At 32.9% G+C, this 21,255-nt stretch carries 18 protein-coding genes and 2 pseudogenes; 2 read left to right on the top strand and 18 right to left on the bottom strand.

Annotation, left to right across the window (positions count from 1 at the left end; genetic code table 11):
- Positions 1-238: 238 nt before the first annotated feature.
- Positions 239-2,767 (bottom strand): WG repeat-containing protein, encoded by a 2,529-nt coding sequence (locus DIT68_RS10610; RefSeq protein WP_109359783.1) that lies wholly within the window; start codon positions 2,765-2,767, stop codon positions 239-241.
- A 277-nt stretch (positions 2,768-3,044) separates the two neighbouring features.
- A complete protein-coding gene (locus DIT68_RS16440; RefSeq protein WP_199223416.1) occupies positions 3,045-3,425 on the bottom strand; it encodes a hypothetical protein in 381 nt (126 codons plus the stop codon).
- A gap of 181 nt (positions 3,426-3,606) precedes the next feature.
- On the opposite strand from DIT68_RS16440, the gene DIT68_RS10600 reads away from it, so the two are divergent.
- The gene (locus DIT68_RS10600) at positions 3,607-4,473 is read left to right on the top strand and encodes a tyrosine-type recombinase/integrase (protein ID WP_233244185.1); all 867 of its coding nucleotides are present in this window, start codon (positions 3,607-3,609) and stop codon (positions 4,471-4,473) included.
- Positions 4,470-5,667 (top strand): annotated as a pseudogene (locus DIT68_RS10595) (IS91 family transposase). The gene DIT68_RS10600 and the pseudogene DIT68_RS10595 overlap by 4 nt, the downstream one beginning before the upstream one ends.
- A 313-nt stretch (positions 5,668-5,980) precedes the next feature.
- Here the strand turns inward: DIT68_RS10595 and DIT68_RS10590 are convergent.
- The 16 genes and pseudogenes from DIT68_RS10590 to DIT68_RS10515 all read right to left on the bottom strand — a co-directional run bounded on the left by DIT68_RS10590 (position 5,981) and on the right by DIT68_RS10515 (position 21,012).
- Positions 5,981-7,678, bottom strand: a complete 1,698-nt coding sequence (locus DIT68_RS10590) for a DUF2326 domain-containing protein (RefSeq protein ID WP_109359782.1) — start codon at positions 7,676-7,678, stop codon at positions 5,981-5,983.
- Positions 7,669-7,902 (bottom strand): ABC-three component system middle component 6, encoded by a 234-nt coding sequence (locus DIT68_RS10585; RefSeq protein WP_109359781.1) that lies wholly within the window; start codon positions 7,900-7,902, stop codon positions 7,669-7,671. Before DIT68_RS10585 ends, DIT68_RS10590 begins: the two co-directional genes overlap by 10 nt.
- A gap of 1 nt (position 7,903) precedes the next feature.
- On the bottom strand, positions 7,904-8,749 hold the full coding sequence (locus DIT68_RS10580) for an ABC-three component system protein (protein WP_109359780.1): 846 nt from the start codon (positions 8,747-8,749) through the stop codon (positions 7,904-7,906).
- Between the two features lie 463 nt (positions 8,750-9,212).
- The gene (locus DIT68_RS10575) at positions 9,213-10,835 is read right to left on the bottom strand and encodes a T9SS type A sorting domain-containing protein (protein ID WP_109359779.1); all 1,623 of its coding nucleotides are present in this window, start codon (positions 10,833-10,835) and stop codon (positions 9,213-9,215) included.
- A gap of 4 nt (positions 10,836-10,839) precedes the next feature.
- Entirely contained in the window at positions 10,840-12,066 is a 1,227-nt protein-coding gene (locus DIT68_RS10570; protein ID WP_109359778.1) for a M28 family peptidase, read from the bottom strand.
- Positions 12,051-12,542: a c-type cytochrome gene (locus tag DIT68_RS10565; protein WP_109359777.1), complete on the bottom strand. Its 492-nt coding sequence runs from the start codon at positions 12,540-12,542 to the stop codon at positions 12,051-12,053. The genes DIT68_RS10570 and DIT68_RS10565 overlap by 16 nt, the downstream gene beginning before the upstream one ends.
- Before the next feature lie 222 nt (positions 12,543-12,764).
- Positions 12,765-13,109: pseudogene (locus DIT68_RS10560) on the bottom strand (hypothetical protein); the annotation flags it as partial.
- Positions 13,110-13,567: 458 nt separating this feature from the next.
- Positions 13,568-14,788: an RNA-directed DNA polymerase gene (locus DIT68_RS10555; RefSeq protein WP_109359775.1), complete on the bottom strand. Its 1,221-nt coding sequence runs from the start codon at positions 14,786-14,788 to the stop codon at positions 13,568-13,570.
- The gene (locus DIT68_RS10550) at positions 14,748-15,059 is read right to left on the bottom strand and encodes a DUF1566 domain-containing protein (RefSeq protein ID WP_109359774.1); all 312 of its coding nucleotides are present in this window, start codon (positions 15,057-15,059) and stop codon (positions 14,748-14,750) included. Before DIT68_RS10550 ends, DIT68_RS10555 begins: the two co-directional genes overlap by 41 nt.
- A gap of 144 nt (positions 15,060-15,203) precedes the next feature.
- Entirely contained in the window at positions 15,204-15,545 is a 342-nt protein-coding gene (locus DIT68_RS10545; protein ID WP_109359773.1) for a four helix bundle protein, read from the bottom strand.
- A gap of 51 nt (positions 15,546-15,596) precedes the next feature.
- Complete coding sequence (locus tag DIT68_RS10540; RefSeq protein WP_109359772.1) at positions 15,597-17,174, bottom strand: Lcl C-terminal domain-containing protein; 1,578 nt, start codon at positions 17,172-17,174, stop codon at positions 15,597-15,599.
- Positions 17,175-17,271: 97 nt separating this feature from the next.
- The gene (locus DIT68_RS10535; protein WP_109359771.1) at positions 17,272-17,763 is read right to left on the bottom strand and encodes a T9SS type A sorting domain-containing protein; all 492 of its coding nucleotides are present in this window, start codon (positions 17,761-17,763) and stop codon (positions 17,272-17,274) included.
- 147 nt (positions 17,764-17,910) lie between these two features.
- Positions 17,911-18,681 carry a hypothetical protein gene (locus DIT68_RS10530; protein WP_109359770.1) on the bottom strand — a complete coding sequence of 257 codons (771 nt, stop codon included), beginning with the start codon at positions 18,679-18,681 and terminating at the stop codon, positions 17,911-17,913.
- 102 nt (positions 18,682-18,783) lie between these two features.
- Entirely contained in the window at positions 18,784-19,206 is a 423-nt protein-coding gene (locus DIT68_RS10525) for a hypothetical protein (RefSeq protein ID WP_146194189.1), read from the bottom strand.
- Positions 19,207-19,597: 391 nt separating this feature from the next.
- A complete protein-coding gene (locus DIT68_RS10520; protein WP_158276165.1) occupies positions 19,598-20,065 on the bottom strand; it encodes a transposase in 468 nt (155 codons plus the stop codon).
- A 215-nt stretch (positions 20,066-20,280) separates the two neighbouring features.
- Positions 20,281-21,012: a phospholipase D family protein gene (locus tag DIT68_RS10515; protein ID WP_109359767.1), complete on the bottom strand. Its 732-nt coding sequence runs from the start codon at positions 21,010-21,012 to the stop codon at positions 20,281-20,283.
- Between the last annotated feature and the right edge of the window lie 243 nt (positions 21,013-21,255).

Here is a 21,255-nt window from a genome sequence, read left to right as displayed (position 1 = left end):
CTTTTTACCCAAAACCGCTCTAGAACTTTTTAAGTTTCATTCTCACTATTCATGTGTTTTTAGGCTGTAAATACTGTAAACCTTCGATTTTTTCTGTTTTTAAGGGGTAAATTGGTGGTTTTACGCCCTTCGGTTGTGAGATCGCTTCGCCAAGTTGGCCAACATTTCGGCTGGCTCAATGGAGACCATTTCGGCAAGCTATTAAATTAGCACTTTAATTTAAATACCTTAAATTCTATTATTGATTTTCAAGTATCTCTCGCACAGAATCAATTGATGATTGTTCTGCGGGAATTGATTTTCCTCCCCATACTTTTTTACCACCCCATAATTTTTCCTTTCGAAAAAATATATAATCCTCATCAAATTTTACTTCATCGAATTCTACAGGAATAACTTCTTTACCTCCTTGTATTACACCATACTTTTTATTTATGCGAGCCATAAGAAAATCTACATTATCATCATTCTGACTAATTAATTCATCATATTTTTCTTCAATTATGATTTCTGATAGGTCATATCCTCTTATTCCCCATTTACCATTTGTTTTGGTGATCCAGTAATCTTGGTTCGGATGTCTTTTTACATTTTCAATTATTCCTTTCACTATTATCCCCCCAGAGTAATTCAGCACAAATAAGGAGTCTTCTTTATGCGCTATTCTGATTTGCTCTTCCTTTCCCCATTCCGGTGCGTAAATCTTGTCATAACATGTTACTGTACCATACTGAGAATAGCACTGCATTTCTTTTCCTTCTACTACTGCGTTAGGAGCATTGATAATATCATCCAAATCAATAAGTTCATATATATTATTTGGTTTATCTTTTAAAATAGTATTGAACCATACTGTGTTTGAACTTAATGAACAAATCCCGTACAAGCCATCCTTTTTAGTCACCATAAATTCTTCATCAAGAAATTCAATTTCTTCAAATATTGGCTCTAAAACGCCACGATCTTCATTTCCTAAAGAATCTTTGTTGACTGTTTTATTAGAAAAAATTGAAAGGTTTCCCGACATGTTAAACAGTCCGTATTTCCCCTCCTTTTTGAGCACAATACTACCTTTATTCAATGATTTATAATCGTTATATATTAATTTGTCGTACTCTGGGTTTAGAATCATTTTCCATGTATTCATATTGATAATTCCCCATTTACTATTACTTTTCACGAGCAAGGGAGCATATTCATAGAAATATTCTTCAACGAGATTAGCATCAAAAATGTAGTCTTCAAAACTAATGTTTTCCATGATCTTGAATGGAAGTTGAATATCGTTTTCGTAATTGTAAAATAATATACTAACTAACACAAATTCGTTAGATCCTTTTTTAAAAGCTCTTACTGTTTTACTTATCATATCGGAATCTCCCTCAATTCCTTTGATTCGAGAGAAATTATATTCTGCAAGAATAACAGAATCCAAGTCTGAGACAAACAAACTAGCTTTGTCACCTTCAAGAACTTCCACCAAAGCATAATCAAAATAATTGATGGTATTGTATCCCGTATATTTAAATGAAGTGAATCTATCACTAAAACCTGAAAAGGCAAACATTCCATTATTCTTTGCTATTAGAAAAAGGTTTTCTTCTCCAAAAAAGGCATCTTCAATTGGATTTTCAATTAATCTTTTACCAGATGAATTGTATAAATAGTATTTTTCAACATCTTTTTGTCTCATTAAGTACATGTAAGTATTGTAATTTCCATTAACCACTTTTACTTCGTCAAAATATTCAATAGAATCTTTATTTGTGACGAGGTTATTATTCCCAGAAAAGAAGTGATATTGGTCATTATTTTTTACTAAATAAACATCTTTTGTGTCAGAAGATTGTGGATATATTTTTTGAAAGCTTTCTTTGAATATTTGGTTACCACTCGAGTCTACCAACATCATAACCTCTCCTTTTTTTACAATAAGTTTATCATAGTGATTAGTTTGTTTAATAAACGTCCCTGGAAATTTCTTAATTAATACTCGGTAAGATAAGGTAGTGTTATCATAAGGTAAATTTCCATAGCCATCTTTTTCTTGGTGAACTGTGTTTAATAGAATTGTTTCTGTGAGATTAGCGTGAGTTAAACTGATTAATAGATTGTTATTGGGATTGTTGTAGTTGAATTCTTTATTGTTTTCAATAGGCGTAACCTTTTTTACGTTTGCTGCAATTGGCTTTCCGTTTTGTGAATAAATATCATATTTCTTATTTCTCTTTAAAACAAACCAGTTGTACTCTTTATCAAATTCAAAGCTTCCTTTACCTTGAGTTCTTACTAAAATGTTTCCATCCAAATCGTAAAGAATGGCTTCTTGTTTATGATTGCTGATAAATCCAACATTATCAATTTTTTGAATGTTCACAACATCCTTTAAAATATAGTTATTAGCGTCAACATCATAAACACTTGTCTTATTTCCTTTCTTTATATAAATCTGGTGGTAATAATACTCATGCTTACCGGAGAATTTTTTTAATAAGTTTAAATCGTAATCATATATATTAATGTTTGTGGCAACTTGTTGCGTTTTTTTATTTAAATGCTCAATAGTGACAATGGAGTTCTTGCGAATATCGATGTATTCAAAAACATCTCTAAGAACAGTATCAGACTCTTTTCCTTCTTCAAATTTGATCAGTCCCCAAAACTGATTTTTAGAATTCCAATCAATGTAACCTTTATATTTTATCTCTTGTCCAAACGAAATAATACAAACAAAAATAAAGAATAATGAGCCTATGAATTTATGCATGCTAAGAATTTTAATTTAGGCCCTAAAAATATGCATATTTTATGGATTTAACATTCGCACATGCTTCTAATCAATAACTTGTGAAGTTTTTTTGAGCAATGTTATAAATCAATAGTTATGCGATTAGAACATTCGCTTAATAATTCCGTTGTCTTGAATCTCCCATATAAGCCATTGAAAATGCTTGAATTCCTTGGCTTTTCAAATAAGAATATTGTTATATTTGATGGGAAGGATTGGCTAGACACAGTACGTTTATCTAAATGTTTGTAGTAAACTATGATATTTCCCAAAATGCAAAAAATACATTTAAACGAACAAATTGGATTTGATCAAAACCTAGAGGTAGGATTGAATTTTTAAAAGCTAGATGTGATGGAGAAAAGCCACTTATAATAATTAATAGGATACATATCCCAGAATAACAAAGCACGTTTGGAACACTAAAGTAATGCGCAGCCGTTTGCGCCCAAATTTGAGCTAAATGACTTCTTCTAGAATTGTGTGTACAAATGAAATTGAGTTTGACCTCATCGTTTTTATCCACTTTTTCTTGAATAAATTCAATTAAAGGTTGAAGGGTTTTTTCACGTTCTTCATCGATGATTGTCGTATCGATTTGGGTTGTGAAATATTCTAGTTTTTCAAATAGTTGCATGGGTTATGCTTTTGTTTCTTTAGCACCGGTGGTGCTTTTTTTTATTACACAGAGTTGAACGAATCCTCCTAACGTCGGAAGCTTCTCTCACCCTCTAAATTAGCAATTTACTATATTTGAATACAAATTAAATCAAATATTATGTATAAAAAAAAGTAAAACCCTCGTTGAAATTGCAATTTTGGAGGTTGCAGGTTTTGAAGACTTGCACGAGAAACTAACCAAAAGCTTCTCGATTAATGGAAAGTCAGAAAGCACCCTAAATAACTACTCCAGATGCCTTGCGCACTTGGCTTTGCATTACAAGAAAAGTCCAGAACATCTAGATAAAGAAGCCATTGATGACTATCTTTTTCACTGTAAAAACCAACATAATACTCCCTCGGATAGTTTTTTCAAACACACGATTTATGGACTAAGGGCGATCTACAAATTGCTTGGAATGGATGGTCATAAAGTTCAACTTCCTGAAATAAAAAGACAAAACGATCTTCCTGTGGTGATGAGTTTAGAGGAGGTGAAAAAATTAATCAATGCGCCAAAATATTTAAAGCACAGACTTATAATTGCAACGCTTTACGGTTGCGGACTGAGAAGTTATGAACTTTGTGCTTTGAAATTATCTGATGTTGACTTTGATCGAAACACTGTTTTTATAAAAAAACAAAAAGGGAAACAAGATAGATATGTTCCACTGAGTGCGCATTTATCGAGAGGTCTGAAAAAGTATATTAAAACAGAGAATCCGTGTATTTATTTGTTTAACAGTCAAGTAACTGATAATGGAAAACCTCTACCCATCACAGTTCGAGCAATACAATGGGTATTCAAAGAAAATCGAAGTAAAATCGGGACTTCAAAGAAGATAACAGCACATACACTTCGCCATTCTTACGCTACGCATTTACTAGAAAGTGGTTTGAATTTACTTGCCTTAAAAGAACTACTTGGTCATGCTAGAATAGAAACAACGCTGGTTTATCTACATGTTTCAAACTCAGGTTCTTCAAAAAAATACAGTCCGCTAGACCTGATTTACAATACTTGAAGAGTAAATATAAAGTTGCCGATGTTCTTGAATTAGAGCAAAATCAACTTTTCAAATTAGCTCCCACAACTTGGCATTTACGTACATTACACGCCATTCGAAGATGCAGAACACAATCAATGGGCGGACACATTGATCAGTGTGATTGTTGTAATAAACTACACATCAGTTACAACAGCTGCAGGAATAGACATTGCCCAACTTGCCAAGGTCACAAGCGAGAAGAGTGGATTAATGCACGAGAAAATGAACTTTTAGAAGTTCCGTATTTTCATGTTGTGTTCACCCTTCCATCAGAATTTAATGAATATGCTTTAAGAGAAGGCAAAATCATTTATGGTTCATTATTTAAAGCTGCTTGGCAGACTTTGCAGCAGTTTGGTGATAATCCAAAGCATCTTGGAGGGAAAATGGGAATGATAAGCATATTGCACACCTGGGGTCAAAATATGTCACTTCATCCTCATTTACATTGTATAGTTCCTGGCGGTGGCGTGACAAAAGACAACAAGTGGAAGTCTTCACGAAGTAAAGGAAAATACTTGTTCAATGTGAAGTCAATGAGTACCGTTTTTCGGGCAAAGTATATTGCTTTGCTTAGAAAAAGCAAATTAAAAATACCACAAGGTATTTACGATAAAGTGTTTTCTAAAAAATGGGTCGTTTATGCAAAACAATCTTTCTTTAAACCTGAACTTGCTTGCCCCGTTAGAAAAATATTTTACAGATTTTCTAAGGTGGGGCAAATTCTAGGTTTCTAACGGGGTGCAGTATCTTGGAAGATACACTCACAAAATCGCTATTTCTAATCACAGAATAAAGAACATTGATTATACTAAGAAAACAGTCACATTTTCTGCTAAAAATTATAGAAAAGGTGGACAAAAACACGATATAACACTTAAAACTTCCGACTTTATTAAACGGTTTTCTTTACATATTTTACCTAAAGGCTTTACTCGAATACGACATTTTGGAATATTAAGCAGCAGTTGGAAAAAGATAAAGCTACCCCAACTTCAAAAGTTATTGAATGAAAAGAAAACGTCCGAAATTATTAAGGAAAACCCAACACATCACAGGCGATGTCCAAGGTGTAAAAAAGGAAAATTAATCACAGTTTTACTTTTTGATGGAAGAGGTCCACCAGAAAACTGGAGAGAAACTTTAAGTATCAATAAATCAACAGAATAAATGTAACGTCTAGCGCGTAATGAGGAAGTTATGGCTTAGAATTAGTAAAATCGACATCAAACTGGCGAAAGTCCTGATAAATGCGTGGTTTTCGTGACACTGAATAGTAATCAACCAAATTAAATTCGAAATGCACGCTCATAATCAAAGCGTAACACACCAAAATAATCTTTCAAAAATAATGTATTAAAACGTTTTCCCCATACGTTCGGCAAGCTCAGTAGGGCTAAGGAAATCCGGATCCGTCAACATGGTATTCAGCGTTGGCCTATCGGCACGCCGAATACTTAGTTATTGTATGCCGTTTTCTTATTTATACTTTGAATAACTTGTTGTTTTCTGCCAAGCTTAAAATTACGTACTTATCAATATCTAAGTCAGCAGGAATTTTATCTGTCACTATCGGTAAAATAAATTGGCAATTGATAGAGTTTGCTAAGTCAATTAAGATTGTACTTAATTGATTGTCGTGCATATTTTCTAACTGATCGTGTAAAATAAAATGAACATATTTCATTTCAATTTCTTCAGCAAATAAAATATATGCAAAGTCAAACGCTGCAATCTGACCTTTCTTCTTTCCAGTACTCGGATTACCTTCAATATTTGTAACAATCAAGTCGTAACCCTTTTCATTTTTTTGCGTGCTTAGCAAATATTCTTCACCATATAAATCGTTTGATATTTTTGTGAAGAACTTATTAAAAAGAGTTATTCGGTTTTGAATTATGCTATCTTTTGAGTTGATTTCGGAATTTATTGTTTTTAACTCTTCGCTTATTCTACTTAGTTTTTCATTAGAATTAATCCAATATTTTTTCTTTTCTTCTAAATTTCCTTTTCTTTCAAATAAAGAGTTTAAATCGATCAATATTTTATCATAATCGTCACTGTATTCAGAAGCACTTATAAACTCCGACAATTCTTTTTCTTTCCTTCTTAAGGATGAAATGTTTTTTGAAATTGATACTAAATTCTCTGTTAAAGAAGGCAATTCTTTATCAATGTACTTGATTTTTTCATCAATTAAATCATTATGAAAACTTACTGTTTCTTGAAATGTTACTTGTAAATTAGGAACTAACTTTGATGCTTTATTATAAAGAGATTCTATTTGACTTACATCAATATTTGTTCTTTCCTTTGTTAAGTCCCCCTTGCTTTCGAGAACTAATTCTCGTCTCATATTTAATCTACTAAGTTCAGTAGAAAGTTTTGATAGATTAAGTTTTACATCATTTAACTCTTTAATTTGAGCTTCAAATTTTTCATTAAAACTAAAGTTGGACTTTACTTGTTGTAACTCTGAAATTTTTGAATTTACAAGTTCAAGTTGTTGCTCAATTAAAGATAATTCTCCTTCTTTTTTTAGCCTTTTCTGAAAGCTTTCTTCTCTAGTTTTTTCTTTCCCTAAGAGTTCCTTTTGATTGTGTGTATCTGTATTTATACCTAGCCAAAATAAAAACAAAGCTTCATACTCTTCAGTTTTAGTATAGGGATTTAAAACTTTTACAATATTCGCTAACTTATTTTTTTCGTCTCGAATATTTTTAGAAATAATTTGTTTAAATGTAGGTTTTTCAGCTTCAGAATTAAATATTAATTCTTTAAGTCTTGCATCAAATTCTTTATCATTTAAGATGGTCTCCCCATTTATTGATTGAATTTTTTTACTATACTTTAAAAAATTTCTTTTTATAAGAACAGATTCAGAAGTAAAATCTAAGTCGTCAACAATGTTTAATGTGACAACAACTTCTGTGTTAATCAAGAAATCTTTAATTGTACTATTTTCTTGTTCTTTAAACTCAGAATCTTGATAAATGTTTTTTCCACTTGAGCCTAAACAAAAATCAACAAGTCTTAATAATGTTGTTTTACCAACATTATTACCCGTAGTTTTTTTGTTGGTTATAGGAGTTTCATCCACTATTAAATTGAGTCCTTTATGAAAATCAATTTCACGGATTACAGCAAGCTTATTTTCTATTTTAAGATTTTTTAAAAACATTTTTTTATTTTTCCATTTTCTCCTTTAGTAACGAGTCCTAGTATAAATAACCAATCTAAAGTTAAAGAATATAGATTTATAGTTATTTCTTGTTTTTGATTGAATAATTTGTATAAATCCATATAATCAATTTCGCTGCTATTCTTGTTTGCAATAACATCAATTAAAATCCCTCCTAAATAGTATAAATCTCTTTCTGGATTAGTATTTTTATCTACTATCATCTCAAACAGTTTTAGGAGGTTCTTCTAAAATATTGCAACGCATAAAAGCATCAACAATTACAATCATCAAACTAAAGTCTATTGTTTCTTGGTCATATTCATCAAGTTTATTTGGAGCCTTATCAATGTTATTCCATATTTTTTCGATTACTCTATCAAAAATTATGTCAGCATTTATTCTAATTTCATCTATATTTTTGTAATCCGCTTTAATATTAAGGTATACTCTTTTAATGTTATGTAATACTAATTCTTTCTTTGTTGAACCTTCTTTTTCTATTTCTTCGTAAATCTTGTTTAATTTTCCTTGATATGGTGCAAACTCTCTTATAATAGACTCATACCTATTAATATTATTAAAAGATATTTTCAAATCAGTGTTTGGAGCATTTACAGCTTCAGTTAAATTAAGGATTTCATCCATTTTATTTCCAATGGCATTAATCACTTTGTTTAACGATAAAGGATGTTTAGATAATAAATTTTTACTTGATATTAATTCTAAAATCTTTTTTTCGTGATCACTTTTCCATTTTTTCAGAAGACTAGTCGGATATAGAGATTCATTTTCTTTATTGTCAATTATTACATGATGTTCATCACAAAGTAAAATTAGATTGTCAAATCCTCTTCGTTCATCATCATTCATGTTAATATCATATCTAGGTCCTTCTTTGCTTGCTGCAGCAATATGACAGATTTTACTAACAATAGAGATATTATCTTCTGCAATTAATTTTTTTTGACAATTTGGGTTGGCGCATTCGTTTCCAGAAAGAGTATCCAAACGTCTAACAGTAGATGGTTTGTATTGTCTTGCTTTATCTTTCTGTTTTTTTGATGTCATAAATCAATTTGTGAGTAGTTACAAATTTAGTTTAATTATTTAAGTTTTAGCTATCTTTCTAATGGCATACAACAGGTGGCTATACGCAATTGTGCAGAGACTTTCCAAAATTTTGTGTTTTAGCTGAAAAACCCCCATTTATTTTTCAGGTTCAATTCTTTGTTCAAAGTTAATAAAAAGTTGATTAATGTGTCTTATCCTTAATGATAATTCCCAACTCGTACTCATTTTGTCGCGTGAATTTAACACAGAGATGTAACTAGCCCAGTTACCGTTTGACGATCAGTATTACCCTAATTCTACAAACATAATTTCACTTTCAACTTCTACCTTCAAATGAGGATGAAATATTTACAATTGCTCGCCATCGCAAATCCAAGTAAATATTTTTTTATCGTCTGTATTTCCAAACTCATCAACCAAACGTACTTCAGTACAATTGCTTATAGTATATTCTGATTCTTTACCTTTTTACTACTAATTTGTGAGTCGTTTTTGTATTCGATGTTTCTATTGAAATGAAATATACACTACCGTTAATTAGTTTGGTAATCTCCTTTTCATAAAAATTACTCCCAATTGACAAATTAGTCAATGTCGTTTGATCAATAATTTTACCATTTAAATCGTAAATAATTAATTTAACATCCTCAACTTCCTTTAAATTAAATGCAACTTTTAATATACCATCATTTGGATTAGGATATATTTTTAGATTTAAGTTATTTGTACTTGATTCATTTAAATCATCAACAGATAAAACGGTGGGTTTCTTGATTAAAACTTTAAATATTTGATTGTTGGCACTACTTTGTGTTCCATCATTAATAAAGAATATATTAGGTTGGGAACTGCTTATTCCTCCATATATATAACCAATTAGAACATTATCTGTGGAAACACTATCTAATTTAAAAACTTCATTATTAAAATGAGGAAAGTTTAAATTAGGAATAAATTCTGCTCCTGCACCAAGAAGTGAGGGCATTTCTACAGGTAATTTATACTCAGCCATATTACCAGAATTATCTCTAGTAACTCTAGCAATTGTATTTACAAATGGGACATTATCATCTTGAACTAAAGTTCCGGCATTATCATAAAACTGAGCAATACCTCCGAAGAAAACAGAATGCATTTCATTTTCTTGTTCTGAATATATTGGCAATACCGGACAATGATAATGATTGTAGTATTGTTGAAAAGTATTATTCACAGTGTAATTATTATCATCTACAGTTACAGAATTTAAGAAAGGTAAATCTACATTTTGCTGAAAAACACCTGAAAACATTGTAATTCCTTCATTTCCATTTGGTAAAATTTGTTGTTCAGCATTGTAATCTCTACGGTGTAAATTGGTAGGATCCAAGTGAGAAGGTAAATGAGTTATGCTAATATTTGTCCCATCATCAAGAAGATTAAATTTTCTAATAGCATTGGTATATTCTTGTACAAAGCCTGGTCCGTTATTTGGGCCCATTGGATTGTATTTTCCAATGAATTTTTGACCACCTAGCAGGAAATATGTATTATTTATTTTTTTTAACCTACCCCCGGTAACTTGAAATTGAGTATCTGTAATTTGTCTAAAAAAAGTAGAAATCGTAGTGTTATTGATAATTCCATTCACAACATCAGAAACCTTAATTGCTGTTAGTTTATCAAATGTAGTATGATCGTTTTCTGTTGGGCTAAATCCATAACCACCGATACAATATAAATAGTCTCCTTCCTGATAAAACTCCATATTTGTAGAACTTAATTGTTCTTGAATTGAAGTAGGTAATGATGTTAATGGTGCACTCCATTTTTGAAGTGAAACCGGGTCAACAACAAGTAATTGATTGTTGTGTCCGGCAACGTCAAATGAGGCCCATGGTTGTCTTCTATGAAGTCCGTCAAGTCTTCCTCCAATGATAAGCCACTTTCCATTTGCTTGTCCATATGCATAGGATTGAATACCACCTAAGCCGGATATGTTAATCGGTTCGATACTAATTTCGAAAGGTGCTGTTTGAGAAAATAAAGGCAATGACACCAATGTAATACAGCTGATAATAATGTAGTTCTTAATAAATTTCATGTTCTTATAATTTTATTGTTATGGTTTTCCTAATACCGTTTCTTATGTAAATTGTTTTATACTTTTTATTCTTTTTTAGTTTTGATAAAGCTTCCATGTAGGTATAAATATCAGTTATTTCAACATTCCCTATTTTAGTAATGATGTCTCCTTTTTGTAAACCGTTTTTTTGAGCAACCTTACCTTCTATCACATCCTGAATGTGCAAACCATCCCCATAGTCTTTATAATCTGGAAAAATTCCTAGAGTAACTTTGAAACTAGGTGTTTTTGTTTCTTTCTTTAATTTAGTAGGTGTGAAAGTTAAATTTGGATTTATAGCCAATGAATCAATTACTGATTTTGTATAGGAAAAAATCATTCCCATTTTACTTAAATTGATTTTTTCAGTATCATCTGTTGGTTTATGATAATCGCTATGTAACCCAGTAAAGAAAAATAAAACAGGAATATCTTGGTAATAAAACGAACTATGGTCAGACGGACCAACACCACTAGAATCTAGTTTTGTATTTATTTCATTTGGCTTATTTTTATTTAAAACGGAAGCAAAACTTGGTGAAGTTCCTACACCTCCAATGCTTAAATTATTACTCGCATCCATTCTACCAACCATATCAAAATTGACCATTAAACTAGTATTTGGATATTCTTGTTTAATAATTTTAGAAATTTCTTTTGACCCCATCAATCCAAGTTCTTCGCCTGAGAAACACGCAAAAATGAAATTAACAGGTTCTATTGTATTATTTTGACTATAATTTCTTGCGAGTTCCAGTACCATTGAAACCCCAGAAGCATTGTCATCAGCTCCATTATGAATTAATCCTGTGGAATTTGTATCTCTAGAAAGCTTATATTCATTATGACCTAAGTGGTCATAATGACCGCCAATTACAAAGGTATTTGTCGCACCATTATCCAAAAAAGCAACCACGTTTTTTCCGATAATAGTATCTGTATTTGTAGGATTGGAATGTGGATTTAGGTTATAAGTAAAAGAAAAGCTATGAATAAAGTTAAAATTAGGCAGTGGAGAAAGGTTCAGCTCTTTAAATTGGTTTTGAATATATTCACTCGCCATCTCTTCTCCAATAGTACCTGTTAATCTTCCTTGTAGAGAGTCTGAAGCTAATATTTCTATATGTTTTTTGAGGTTGTTTTCTAATTTTTGGGCGTACACAACAGTATGACCTAAAAACAGCACTAGAAAGATTATCTTTTTTCCCATTCTATATTATGTTTTTCTTCAAAGTGTTCCTTAAACCATTTTGGTTTTGGAAGTTCTGTTTTGTAAATAAATTTAACAATTTCCTGAATTTCAGATTTTTTGAGAGGTGTTTTTGGCATTAAACCAAACCTTTTAACAGGTCCTTTCATTATTGCATTTTCTTTTGTAGGATTGTTTACAAAATCAGACATTTGGGCTATAAATAACTCTTCGGTCTTGTACAGTTGCTTGTACTTGTGTTTTATTCCTGCAAGTGGTGGTGCAATCATATTGTCGTGCGATTCAGAGTTCGGATTATGACAAGAAAAACAATTGTTTTTAAGCAGACTTAAACCTTCGCTTTTGTGCAGTGTATTGATGCTCTGAATTTCTGGTATTTCTTCAGTGCCTAATACTTTACTTGTGTTCTCCGGCTTTCCATTGCAACTAAGGAACAATAAAATACTAGAAGTTAAGAGTAGAATTATTTTTTTCATTTATTGAAAATGTTTTACCTCAAAAGTATGGGCTGTAATTCATATACCGTGTAACATTAGTTACATACGCGGTTTTCAATTTGATTTCATGTAACAATAATAAAAATAGTGAGTTAGCGCAAGCCTTGAGATTTAATTGATCTACCTTACTAAGGTATTATTATGGCTCTTTACATTTGGGAATATTTTTGTTTATTATATCTGTTTTTAAGTAATCGTTTTTTACATTAGGATTCCATTTAAAATATGATTTTCTTTAACCGTAAATAGTTTTGTCGGGTTTGATTGGATTAAGGTTTCAGTAAAATTGTCTTCCAGTTGCTGTAAGTGGTCAATGTCGCAAGGTGAAAGATTTTGCTGAATAGCAACGTATCCTAAACTATCGATTGTTGTGGGTTTAACTCCATTATTTAGTGAAACAGAAACAGTTTTTAGATCATCAATTCGTTGGATGATGTAAAGTCCTTGAAAATCTGTGTCTACATAAAAGGTGTTGAATTGGTATCGTCCTCCTGTTAAGTACACTGCAACATCTGTCAAGCAAGGAGAAGGCTTACTTACGATGTGTAAGTTGGTTCTATCATTACTGTTTTACTTTTTGACGGTAGAGGTCCACCAGAAAACTGGAGAGAAACTTTAAGTATCAATAAATCAACAGAATAAATGCAACGTCTAGCGCGTAATGAGGAAGTTATGGCTTAGAATTAGTAAAATCGACATCAAACTGGCGAAAGTCCTGATAAATGCGTGGTTTTCGTGACACTGAATAGTAATCAACCAAATTAAATTCGAAATGCACGCTCATAATCAAAGCGTAACACACCAAAATAATGTATTAAACCGATTTCCCCATACGTTCGGCAAGCTCAGTAAGGCTAAGGAACTCCGGATCCGTCAACATGGTATTATTCATTCTTGTCTGTTTTTTTTTATTTGTATTCATGAGTACTTCGTAGTTCAGCGTTGGCCAACTTAGCGAAGCGATCTCACAACCGTAGGGCGTAATCGGCACGCCGAATACTTAGTTATTTAGCGTTTCGTTGGTTCTTTTTAACTGGTCTTTCTTTCAATACAAATTTGGCAATTCCTCCGCTGAGATATACGTGGTTAAACCAATAACCTGAAAGCCTTTTAAAGATCATTCTTTTTCGCAGATTGTAGGTTTTATAATGCTTCATTATACCTAAATACGAGTTCATACTGCTCAAAAATGCTGCCTTTTCTTCTTTAGTGGGTTTGTTGTCGAGCACTATCTTATTTTGCTTTTCTATGGCATTGAAAAAATTACCTTTGGTGCGATTGCCAATGTAAATTCTGTTGGGTTTTATGACCGTCCCCAAAAATTGTACTCCTTTGCCGTAGTGTTGAAGATATATTTTTTTGGGGTGAATGGTTGTTTGTAATTCTGTTTGCAGATATTCAGACAATATGGGAATAAGTTTCTTCAAATACTCTTTATCTTCATGCACTATCACAAAATCGTCTACATATCTGCCATAATACCTTATTTTCAAGTTGTGTTTTACAAAATGGTCGAAGCTGTCCATATAAAAATTGGCAAAAACCTGACTGGTAAGGTTGCCTATGGGCAAGCCGCAATTAGGTTTGCTGTGAAAAAGGCTTTTGGTTTGTGGTAAATTATCCCAGTCGCTTTTGTACCCCTTAATAATGCAGTTTTTTGTGGGGGCGTTCAAAATTATTTGCTTGCATAGTTTTATCAACAAATCTTTGTCTGTTGATTGGTATTTTTCTTTTATAAACTTTTCGAGTTTTGCAAAAAGTATGTTTTTGTTTATGCTCATAAAAAAGCCCTGCAAATCGAGTTTTAGTATGTAGCAATCTTTGGTGTAATTGGCAGAGCATTGACGAATAAACCTGTCAACTCGTTGTATTCCAATATGCGTTCCTTTTTCAACCCTGCAACTGTAACTATCGTGTATAAACTGTTTTTCAAACAGATGGTTTAGTTTACCGATAATTAAATGATGAACCACTCTATCTCTAAAATCGGCTGCAAAAATCTCTCTCTTAACAGGTTTATCTACGATAAAAGCAATTGACCTGTCTATTTTGTATGTTCCGCTGTTTATTTCTTCACCTAATTGCACCAAGCTATTTTCGTAGTCAATTTCAAATGCCAACGCATTGGCAGTATTTCGCTTGTTTTTGCGACATTCGAAATAGGCCGTGAATAGTTCTTCAAGTTCAATTTTGGGTTGTGGTATGTCGAATAATGAAAGTTGCACAAATCAGTTTGTAAAGTTTAATGTTTTTTAAGAAAGAAAACACTATCAGCGCCTTTGCTGACGCTGATAGGTTTTCTGAAAAAATGGCTTGTTTAAAATCCCGAACAGCACGAACCCTATTTGTGTTGTTCTTATTGTTGTTGTTCTGGTTGCCATTGTCGAAGTTCTGTTTCCAAGCGTTGTTATTATTGTTCTCGGTAGAACTCCAATAGTAGGCACTAGCAAAACCGCCAACCGCAAAAATAAAGGCGTTCATATAAATACAAGGCATCTCATATTTATTATAGAGTTACTCAAAACTAATTACTTAGCATCAAATAACGCTCGTTTTAACTGCTCACCGAACAGTCCCTTTATCGCTTTTAAACTAAACCTTGCTCGCTTGTATATGCCTTAACACATACAATTCCGGCATTTACCGATTGGCATTACGCCAACCGGTAATTTGTTTGCCTATGCTGTCCATTAAACCCGATAGCTCGGCTTGCTTTTTTATTGCTAAAATTTTCATATCAACACAAAGGCGTATCTCGAATTTTAGCAATTCAAAGTCATCAAGAAATGTTTCGAGATACGCCCTTTTTTCTTTTGCTTTATTGGCTCTATATATACTCCTTACCAATTGTATACTGTCTCGCTTCATATCTTGCCCCAAGGTATGCTTATACTCTCGTGGAAAATCTTTGGTATAATCAAAAATCTTCAACACGAGCTTATAAACATCCTTAAAAACTGGTAAATCGTAATATAGTGCCATTTTTTTAAAATCGACCGCTTCGCGGTATTAAATTGATAAATAGTTAAATGGTTAAAAAGCCCGAACGGCACGCACACTATAAGTTATTGACTTATTGTAGATGTTTGCGTAGCCATTGCCGAAGCCGAAGAGGAACGCGCCTGAAGCACTGTACTCCGTACTACTCCAATAGAAGGCAGTATTTGATAACAGTGTAAAACCTCCAGCATTTAAGGAATTATTAGCATGGAAGCGGTTGTGCCATAATATACTTAACTCGTCAATTGATGGTAAATACCAGTCTGTAAAACCACCATCAGTCAATCCATTTACATAATTAGCAGCAGGGCTACTTGTCATTAATCCTGTATTGTAAACGCCATCCCAACTGCGTGTGGCATTGGTTGTTGTGCCGCTGCTTTGCCATTGTGCTGTGCTTTCGTTTTTATTTACAATGAGCCCACGTTGGTCTCCATTCGCATCTAAATAGATATAAAACACGATGCCACCTAAGGTATCTTGCCCCAAATAAAAGTCGTTGGATGAACCACCTGTTGCACTTATAGTATTCCCTACTATACTAATGTTTGAGCCCGCTACTAATTGGTCTTGTTTGTTGTTCCAGTTAGTAGTATCAGTTCCTGTGATACCACTTGCTACGGATGTACTAAAAACAGGGTCGGTTTCGGTGTAACTGTCTAATTTGTTGTTCCAATAAGTAGTATCAGTTCCTGTAATACCACTCGCTACGGATGCACCAAAAACAGGGTCGGTTTCGGTGTAACTGTCTAATTTGTTATTCCAATAAGTAGTATCAGTTCCTGTAATACCACTCGCTACGGATGCACCAAAAACAGGGTCGGTTTCGGTGTAACTATCTAATTTGTTGTTCCAATAAGTAGTATCAGTTCCTGTGATACCACTCGCTACGGATGCACCAAAAACAGGGTCGGTTTCGGTGTAACTGTCTAATTTGTTATTCCAATAAGTAGTATCAGTTCCTGTTATGCCACTTGCTACGGATGTACTAAAAACAGGGTCGGTTTCGGTGTAACTGTCTAATTTGTTGTTCCAATAAGTAGTATCAGTTCCTGTTATGCCACTTGCTACGGATGTACTAAAAACAGGGTCGGTTTCGGTGTAACTGTCTAATTTGTTATTCCAGTTAGTAGTATCAGTTCCTGTTATGCCACTCGCTACGGATGCACCAAAAACAGGGTCGGTTTCGGTAATGCCACCTGTAACTGTTTCAGCCGTTTTTGCATGTAAAGCATAAGGCACACTTAACAACTGGCTTGTACCTGTTATTGTGTAACTTGTACCGCCTGTTGGGTCGGTTTCGGTTTTTATGAAATAAGGTCCATTTGCCCAATCGATAGTGGTGAAGTCTCCACTTACAACCGTACCTGCTCCAATTTCTAAACTTACTAAACCATTGGCATTAGAGGTTGGTGCTTGGGTTTCTATATAAACGGCTGTTCCGCTTGCCGAGCCTTGCAAAATAGAAATCTGTATGCCTACTTGTGTGTTTGTAACCAAAGCATCGCTGCTATTGCGGATTACTGCCTGATAGCTCATTTTTTCGGGTGCTTGAGCGAACACGCTTGCAGTCATTAGTAATGCTGCACAAATTGTAATTATCTTTTTCATAATTTTTTAATTTTAATCTTAATATTCTTACTATTTGTTCCCGATACGCTTTGCTATCGGGACTAATTCGACTACGTATTTTTTCAAAAATACTGTCTCATTGAGTTTTGATTACTTTAAATGATTGAACATTTTTGTTTTCTTGGTTTAAAACGATTATGAAGTATGTAGCTGTTGGCAAACTGTTCATATCAATTTGCGTTTGCTGTGCTACTATTTGTCCGTTGCTTAGTTGTTTACCTTGCATATCAAATAACTGATACGACAATTTTTCGTTGTTGTAATCGCTTATTTGTAAGGTTAAATTTTCTGTTGTTGGGTTTGGAAAAACAGACAGCGAAATGTTTAATGCTGTTTCTTTAATTCCAACGGTGAAAATTTCGTAGGCATGTTGAACGCCTTGGGCAACACTTCCACTACTTCCTGTATTGGAGGTGTAAACTACCTGTCCTACGCTGTAAGCAACTGTACCACCACTTCCAGTGGCGTCACCACCTGAGGCGTTTGCACTTTCTTGAGCTTGTGTCAAGCCTGCCCATAGCAGTCCTGCTACGAGGAGTACTATCGGTCTTGATTTGTTTTTTGTCATATTACTTGTTTTAATTGTTAATACTCGTTTTTACTTATCTGTTTTTGTTACTGTTTCATGTTTGTTGTGGAGTTTTCTCCCACTGAATGCTAACGTGTTTGGCTAAACTGCGTTTTAATGCAGTTTAGGTTTTGTTGCCAAATCGTTCTAATTTTTAATTCTTAGATATAAGACAGGTTCGTAACCTTTCCATTCAGATTTGTCCCACCTGAAATTAATATACATGGTCTCTGAGCATTTTACTTCAAAGAATCGCACGGCTCCTTCAGCAAAATCTAGAGTGGTAGTATAGGTTAATTGAAATGTTTCATTAGGGAATTGATTAGAGAGCTCTTTTTCTAATTTCAATTTAACATCTTCAGTACTTAATCGTTCTTCAGTGATTGGTATTTTAGCCGAAAATGTGCCGTCAAATTTGTCCCAGTAACAAAAATAAGATAGAATGCTGTCATTGTTGATAATATTATTGAGGCTGTCTTTTCCGACTTTAACTGATGAAAATTTGTATTCATGAAATGTAATAGGATTTAAATTGTTTCTCAATTCTAAAAATAAATTATAATCAAATACAAATGTGCCCTTACTTGTTCTAATTACACCTTTTATAAGATTAATCCAAATTGATTCTAGTGCTTGTTTATCTTTAAAAATGGTTATTCGATAAGTATATGATTCGATATATCTATCTGACAAGTCCGCAAATTGCCAACTTGATTTCATCATGTTTAATGTTTTTATATCATCTATAAAAAAATCAGAAATAGTATCTGCAATATTCGGGAAATTATGTTCATTTAGGTATATACCTTGAACATGATAATCTCCAGTATTGAAGTCATAATTATTAAAAATACTGTTTTGACCACATGCAAGATTAGTTATTAATATAAATATTGAAAGAGTCGTTAGTTTTATCATAGAGCATCTTTTAATGTTTGCCAACGAGTTGCGGCTACACTTTCGAGCCGTTAGCACAAGATAAGCATAAAAAGGCTTGAAATGTAGGTGCTGTTATAGGTATCATTTTACTTTGAGATAAGTTCCATCTGAACCATTGTTTCCAAGTAATATTTTGTTTGTCCCACTAAATACCGCCTTGAATTCAGTAGTTGTAGATTGTCCATAAGCAGAAAACAATGGCGCTGCAATCTTTTTTTCTGTTATTACAAATTCAAAATTCGAATTACGTTTGATAGCAGAGAGGAGCTTATCGCCTTTTTCCATGAACATATTGACATATTTATCGTCATTTAGCTTTGTAACTAATCCAATGAAATTTCCTTTTTTGTCTTTAGATATTTCAATTTCGATTCCTTCGAGCATTCCTCTTTCCGACAATTTCCACTTACCGATAAATTGTGAGTCTGGAGTTTCAGACATTTTTTTCGTATCACAACTTGATACAATGGTTAACAAACTAAGTGCAATTATTAAATATTTCATTTGTTCTGGTTTAATTACCTATAACTTATAAGCGTTTTATCAGTTGTTTTCTTTCAATAGCTAAAGATAAACGTAAAAAGTTAAAAATCAACCAGACAGTCGATTAAATGACGAATAGAAAATAATTGATAAAATGGAGTTGAATTATGCCGCGCTGTGGTTGAGTCTAAAAAGTAGTCGCTATGGGTAAACTAAAAGGCCGATTTGATTTGGAAAGATATTTCCTTCATTTTTGCAGTGGTAAATTGAAGAAATAAAATGATTTCGTTATGTAATAATACGCTCTTCATATAAATTCATTTGCAACAAGACATATTTATCCCATTACACTTTTTTTAGCGTTTGTAGATCATTACAATAAGTAAAAGAACGTTCAATGAAATCAAGTGCCTCATGTAGGTGAGGCAATGATTTTGTGTTTTGCCCTCATTCTTCCTTTTTTGCATGCAGTCATGTCCTTATTGAGAGTAAAACTGACAACTTCTAATGCGTTTAAGCCTTCCAACATAGGAAGAAACACCGCTTTGTTTAATATTTCAACACATTTATCTAAATTCTCTTTTAAGAACCGTAAGGACATAAATCCAAAGTAGCGTATTTTTCTAAAACCTGAAGGAAGAATATGCTGTAGAAAACGCCTGATAAACTCTTCTTCTGGAAGGGACATTGTTTTTCTTAAACCAGCATTTTTATAGTCTTTATATCCAAAGATAACTTTGCCATCAGTGTGCTTTAAAATTCGTTGATTAGAAATCGCCACTCTACTTGCCCCGTTAGAAATGGTAAGATAATTCACCCGTTTAGAAAATTGATAGATATTTCTAACGGGGTGAATATAATTGCCTAAATAATCTTTCAAAAATAATGTATTAAACCGCTTTCCCCATACGTTCGGCAAGCTCAGTAGGGCTAAGGAAATCCGGATCCGTCAACATGGTATTATTCATTCTTGTCTGTTTTTTTTTATTTGTATTCATGAGTACTTCGTAGTTCAGCGTTGGCCAACTTAGCGAAGCGATCTCACAACCGTAGGGCGTAATCGGCACGCCGAATACTTAGTTATTTAAACAGTTTTTATTCGGTTATATGTTTAGCAATATCTTCTGGCCAAACAACAAACTGTCCATATTGTCCATTTTTTTCAATTCCGCCAGTTTCTTTTCCACGTTTTGTTGTTATCCAATCGTCCTCCTTTTTATACATCAGTTTATTGTCGGTAAACCATTTATTAACTTTCCGACTGCTCAATCCAGTCAGTTTTGACAATTCTTTAGTGGTCAATAATTTAGATTTTGAATAGTCTTTATTCTCCTGAACTTTTTTTATTGTGCTTTCAGTTTTCTTTTCTATTTCCTTATCAACTTTTTTGACAGAAACTCTTATTTCCTCACTAATCGCTAATAATCTCTGAACTTCGTCATAAATATCATTATACAAATCAGCGTCTTTTTCTTTCGTAACGTGAATTCCCATTTCGTCATTATTCTGCTGTGAGAATGAATATAAATTCATTGAAGTTACAATTGCCTCATTTTCGTTCAGATAACATTTTGCGTGAAGGGAATTACACAGACTTGTTCTAATTCCGATTTGACTTTCAAGCCAATTACTTTCCTCAACTTGTAGTTTATTCTCTCTGTAAATAATTCGGATATCTCTTTTTTGAATGTTTAGATTTTCCAAATGGTCTTTTACTCTTTTGTGAAATTGAAGATATGGACTAATCAAAATCAGTCGGTCTTTTGTTGTTTTTATTAGTTCTTCTAAATGATATGAAACACCTGTCGTGTTTAAAAATTTTGCCATTATTTATTTCAGTTTCTCGGTTTTCGTAAATTGTTTACAACAGGTGGCTATACGCAATTGTGCATATCCCACCTATATTTCTACCCAAATCTAACAAAAATCCTCACCAATCCCACCTCCAAAACATCACAAACTCAACTAAATTATTTCAACCCCTTACCTTTCTAAGTTCATAAAAGCCATAAATCATGAAAACTACACAAAACAAAACAGCTCCTAATTTTTGAAAATTAAGTTGGCTAA

The sequence above is a fragment of the Brumimicrobium oceani genome (assembly GCF_003143775.1).
GTDB lineage: Bacteria > Bacteroidota > Bacteroidia > Flavobacteriales_D > Crocinitomicaceae > Brumimicrobium > Brumimicrobium oceani.
The sequence above is the reverse complement of the archived record's forward strand: the minus strand, read 5'-3'. Positions and strand labels throughout refer to the sequence as shown.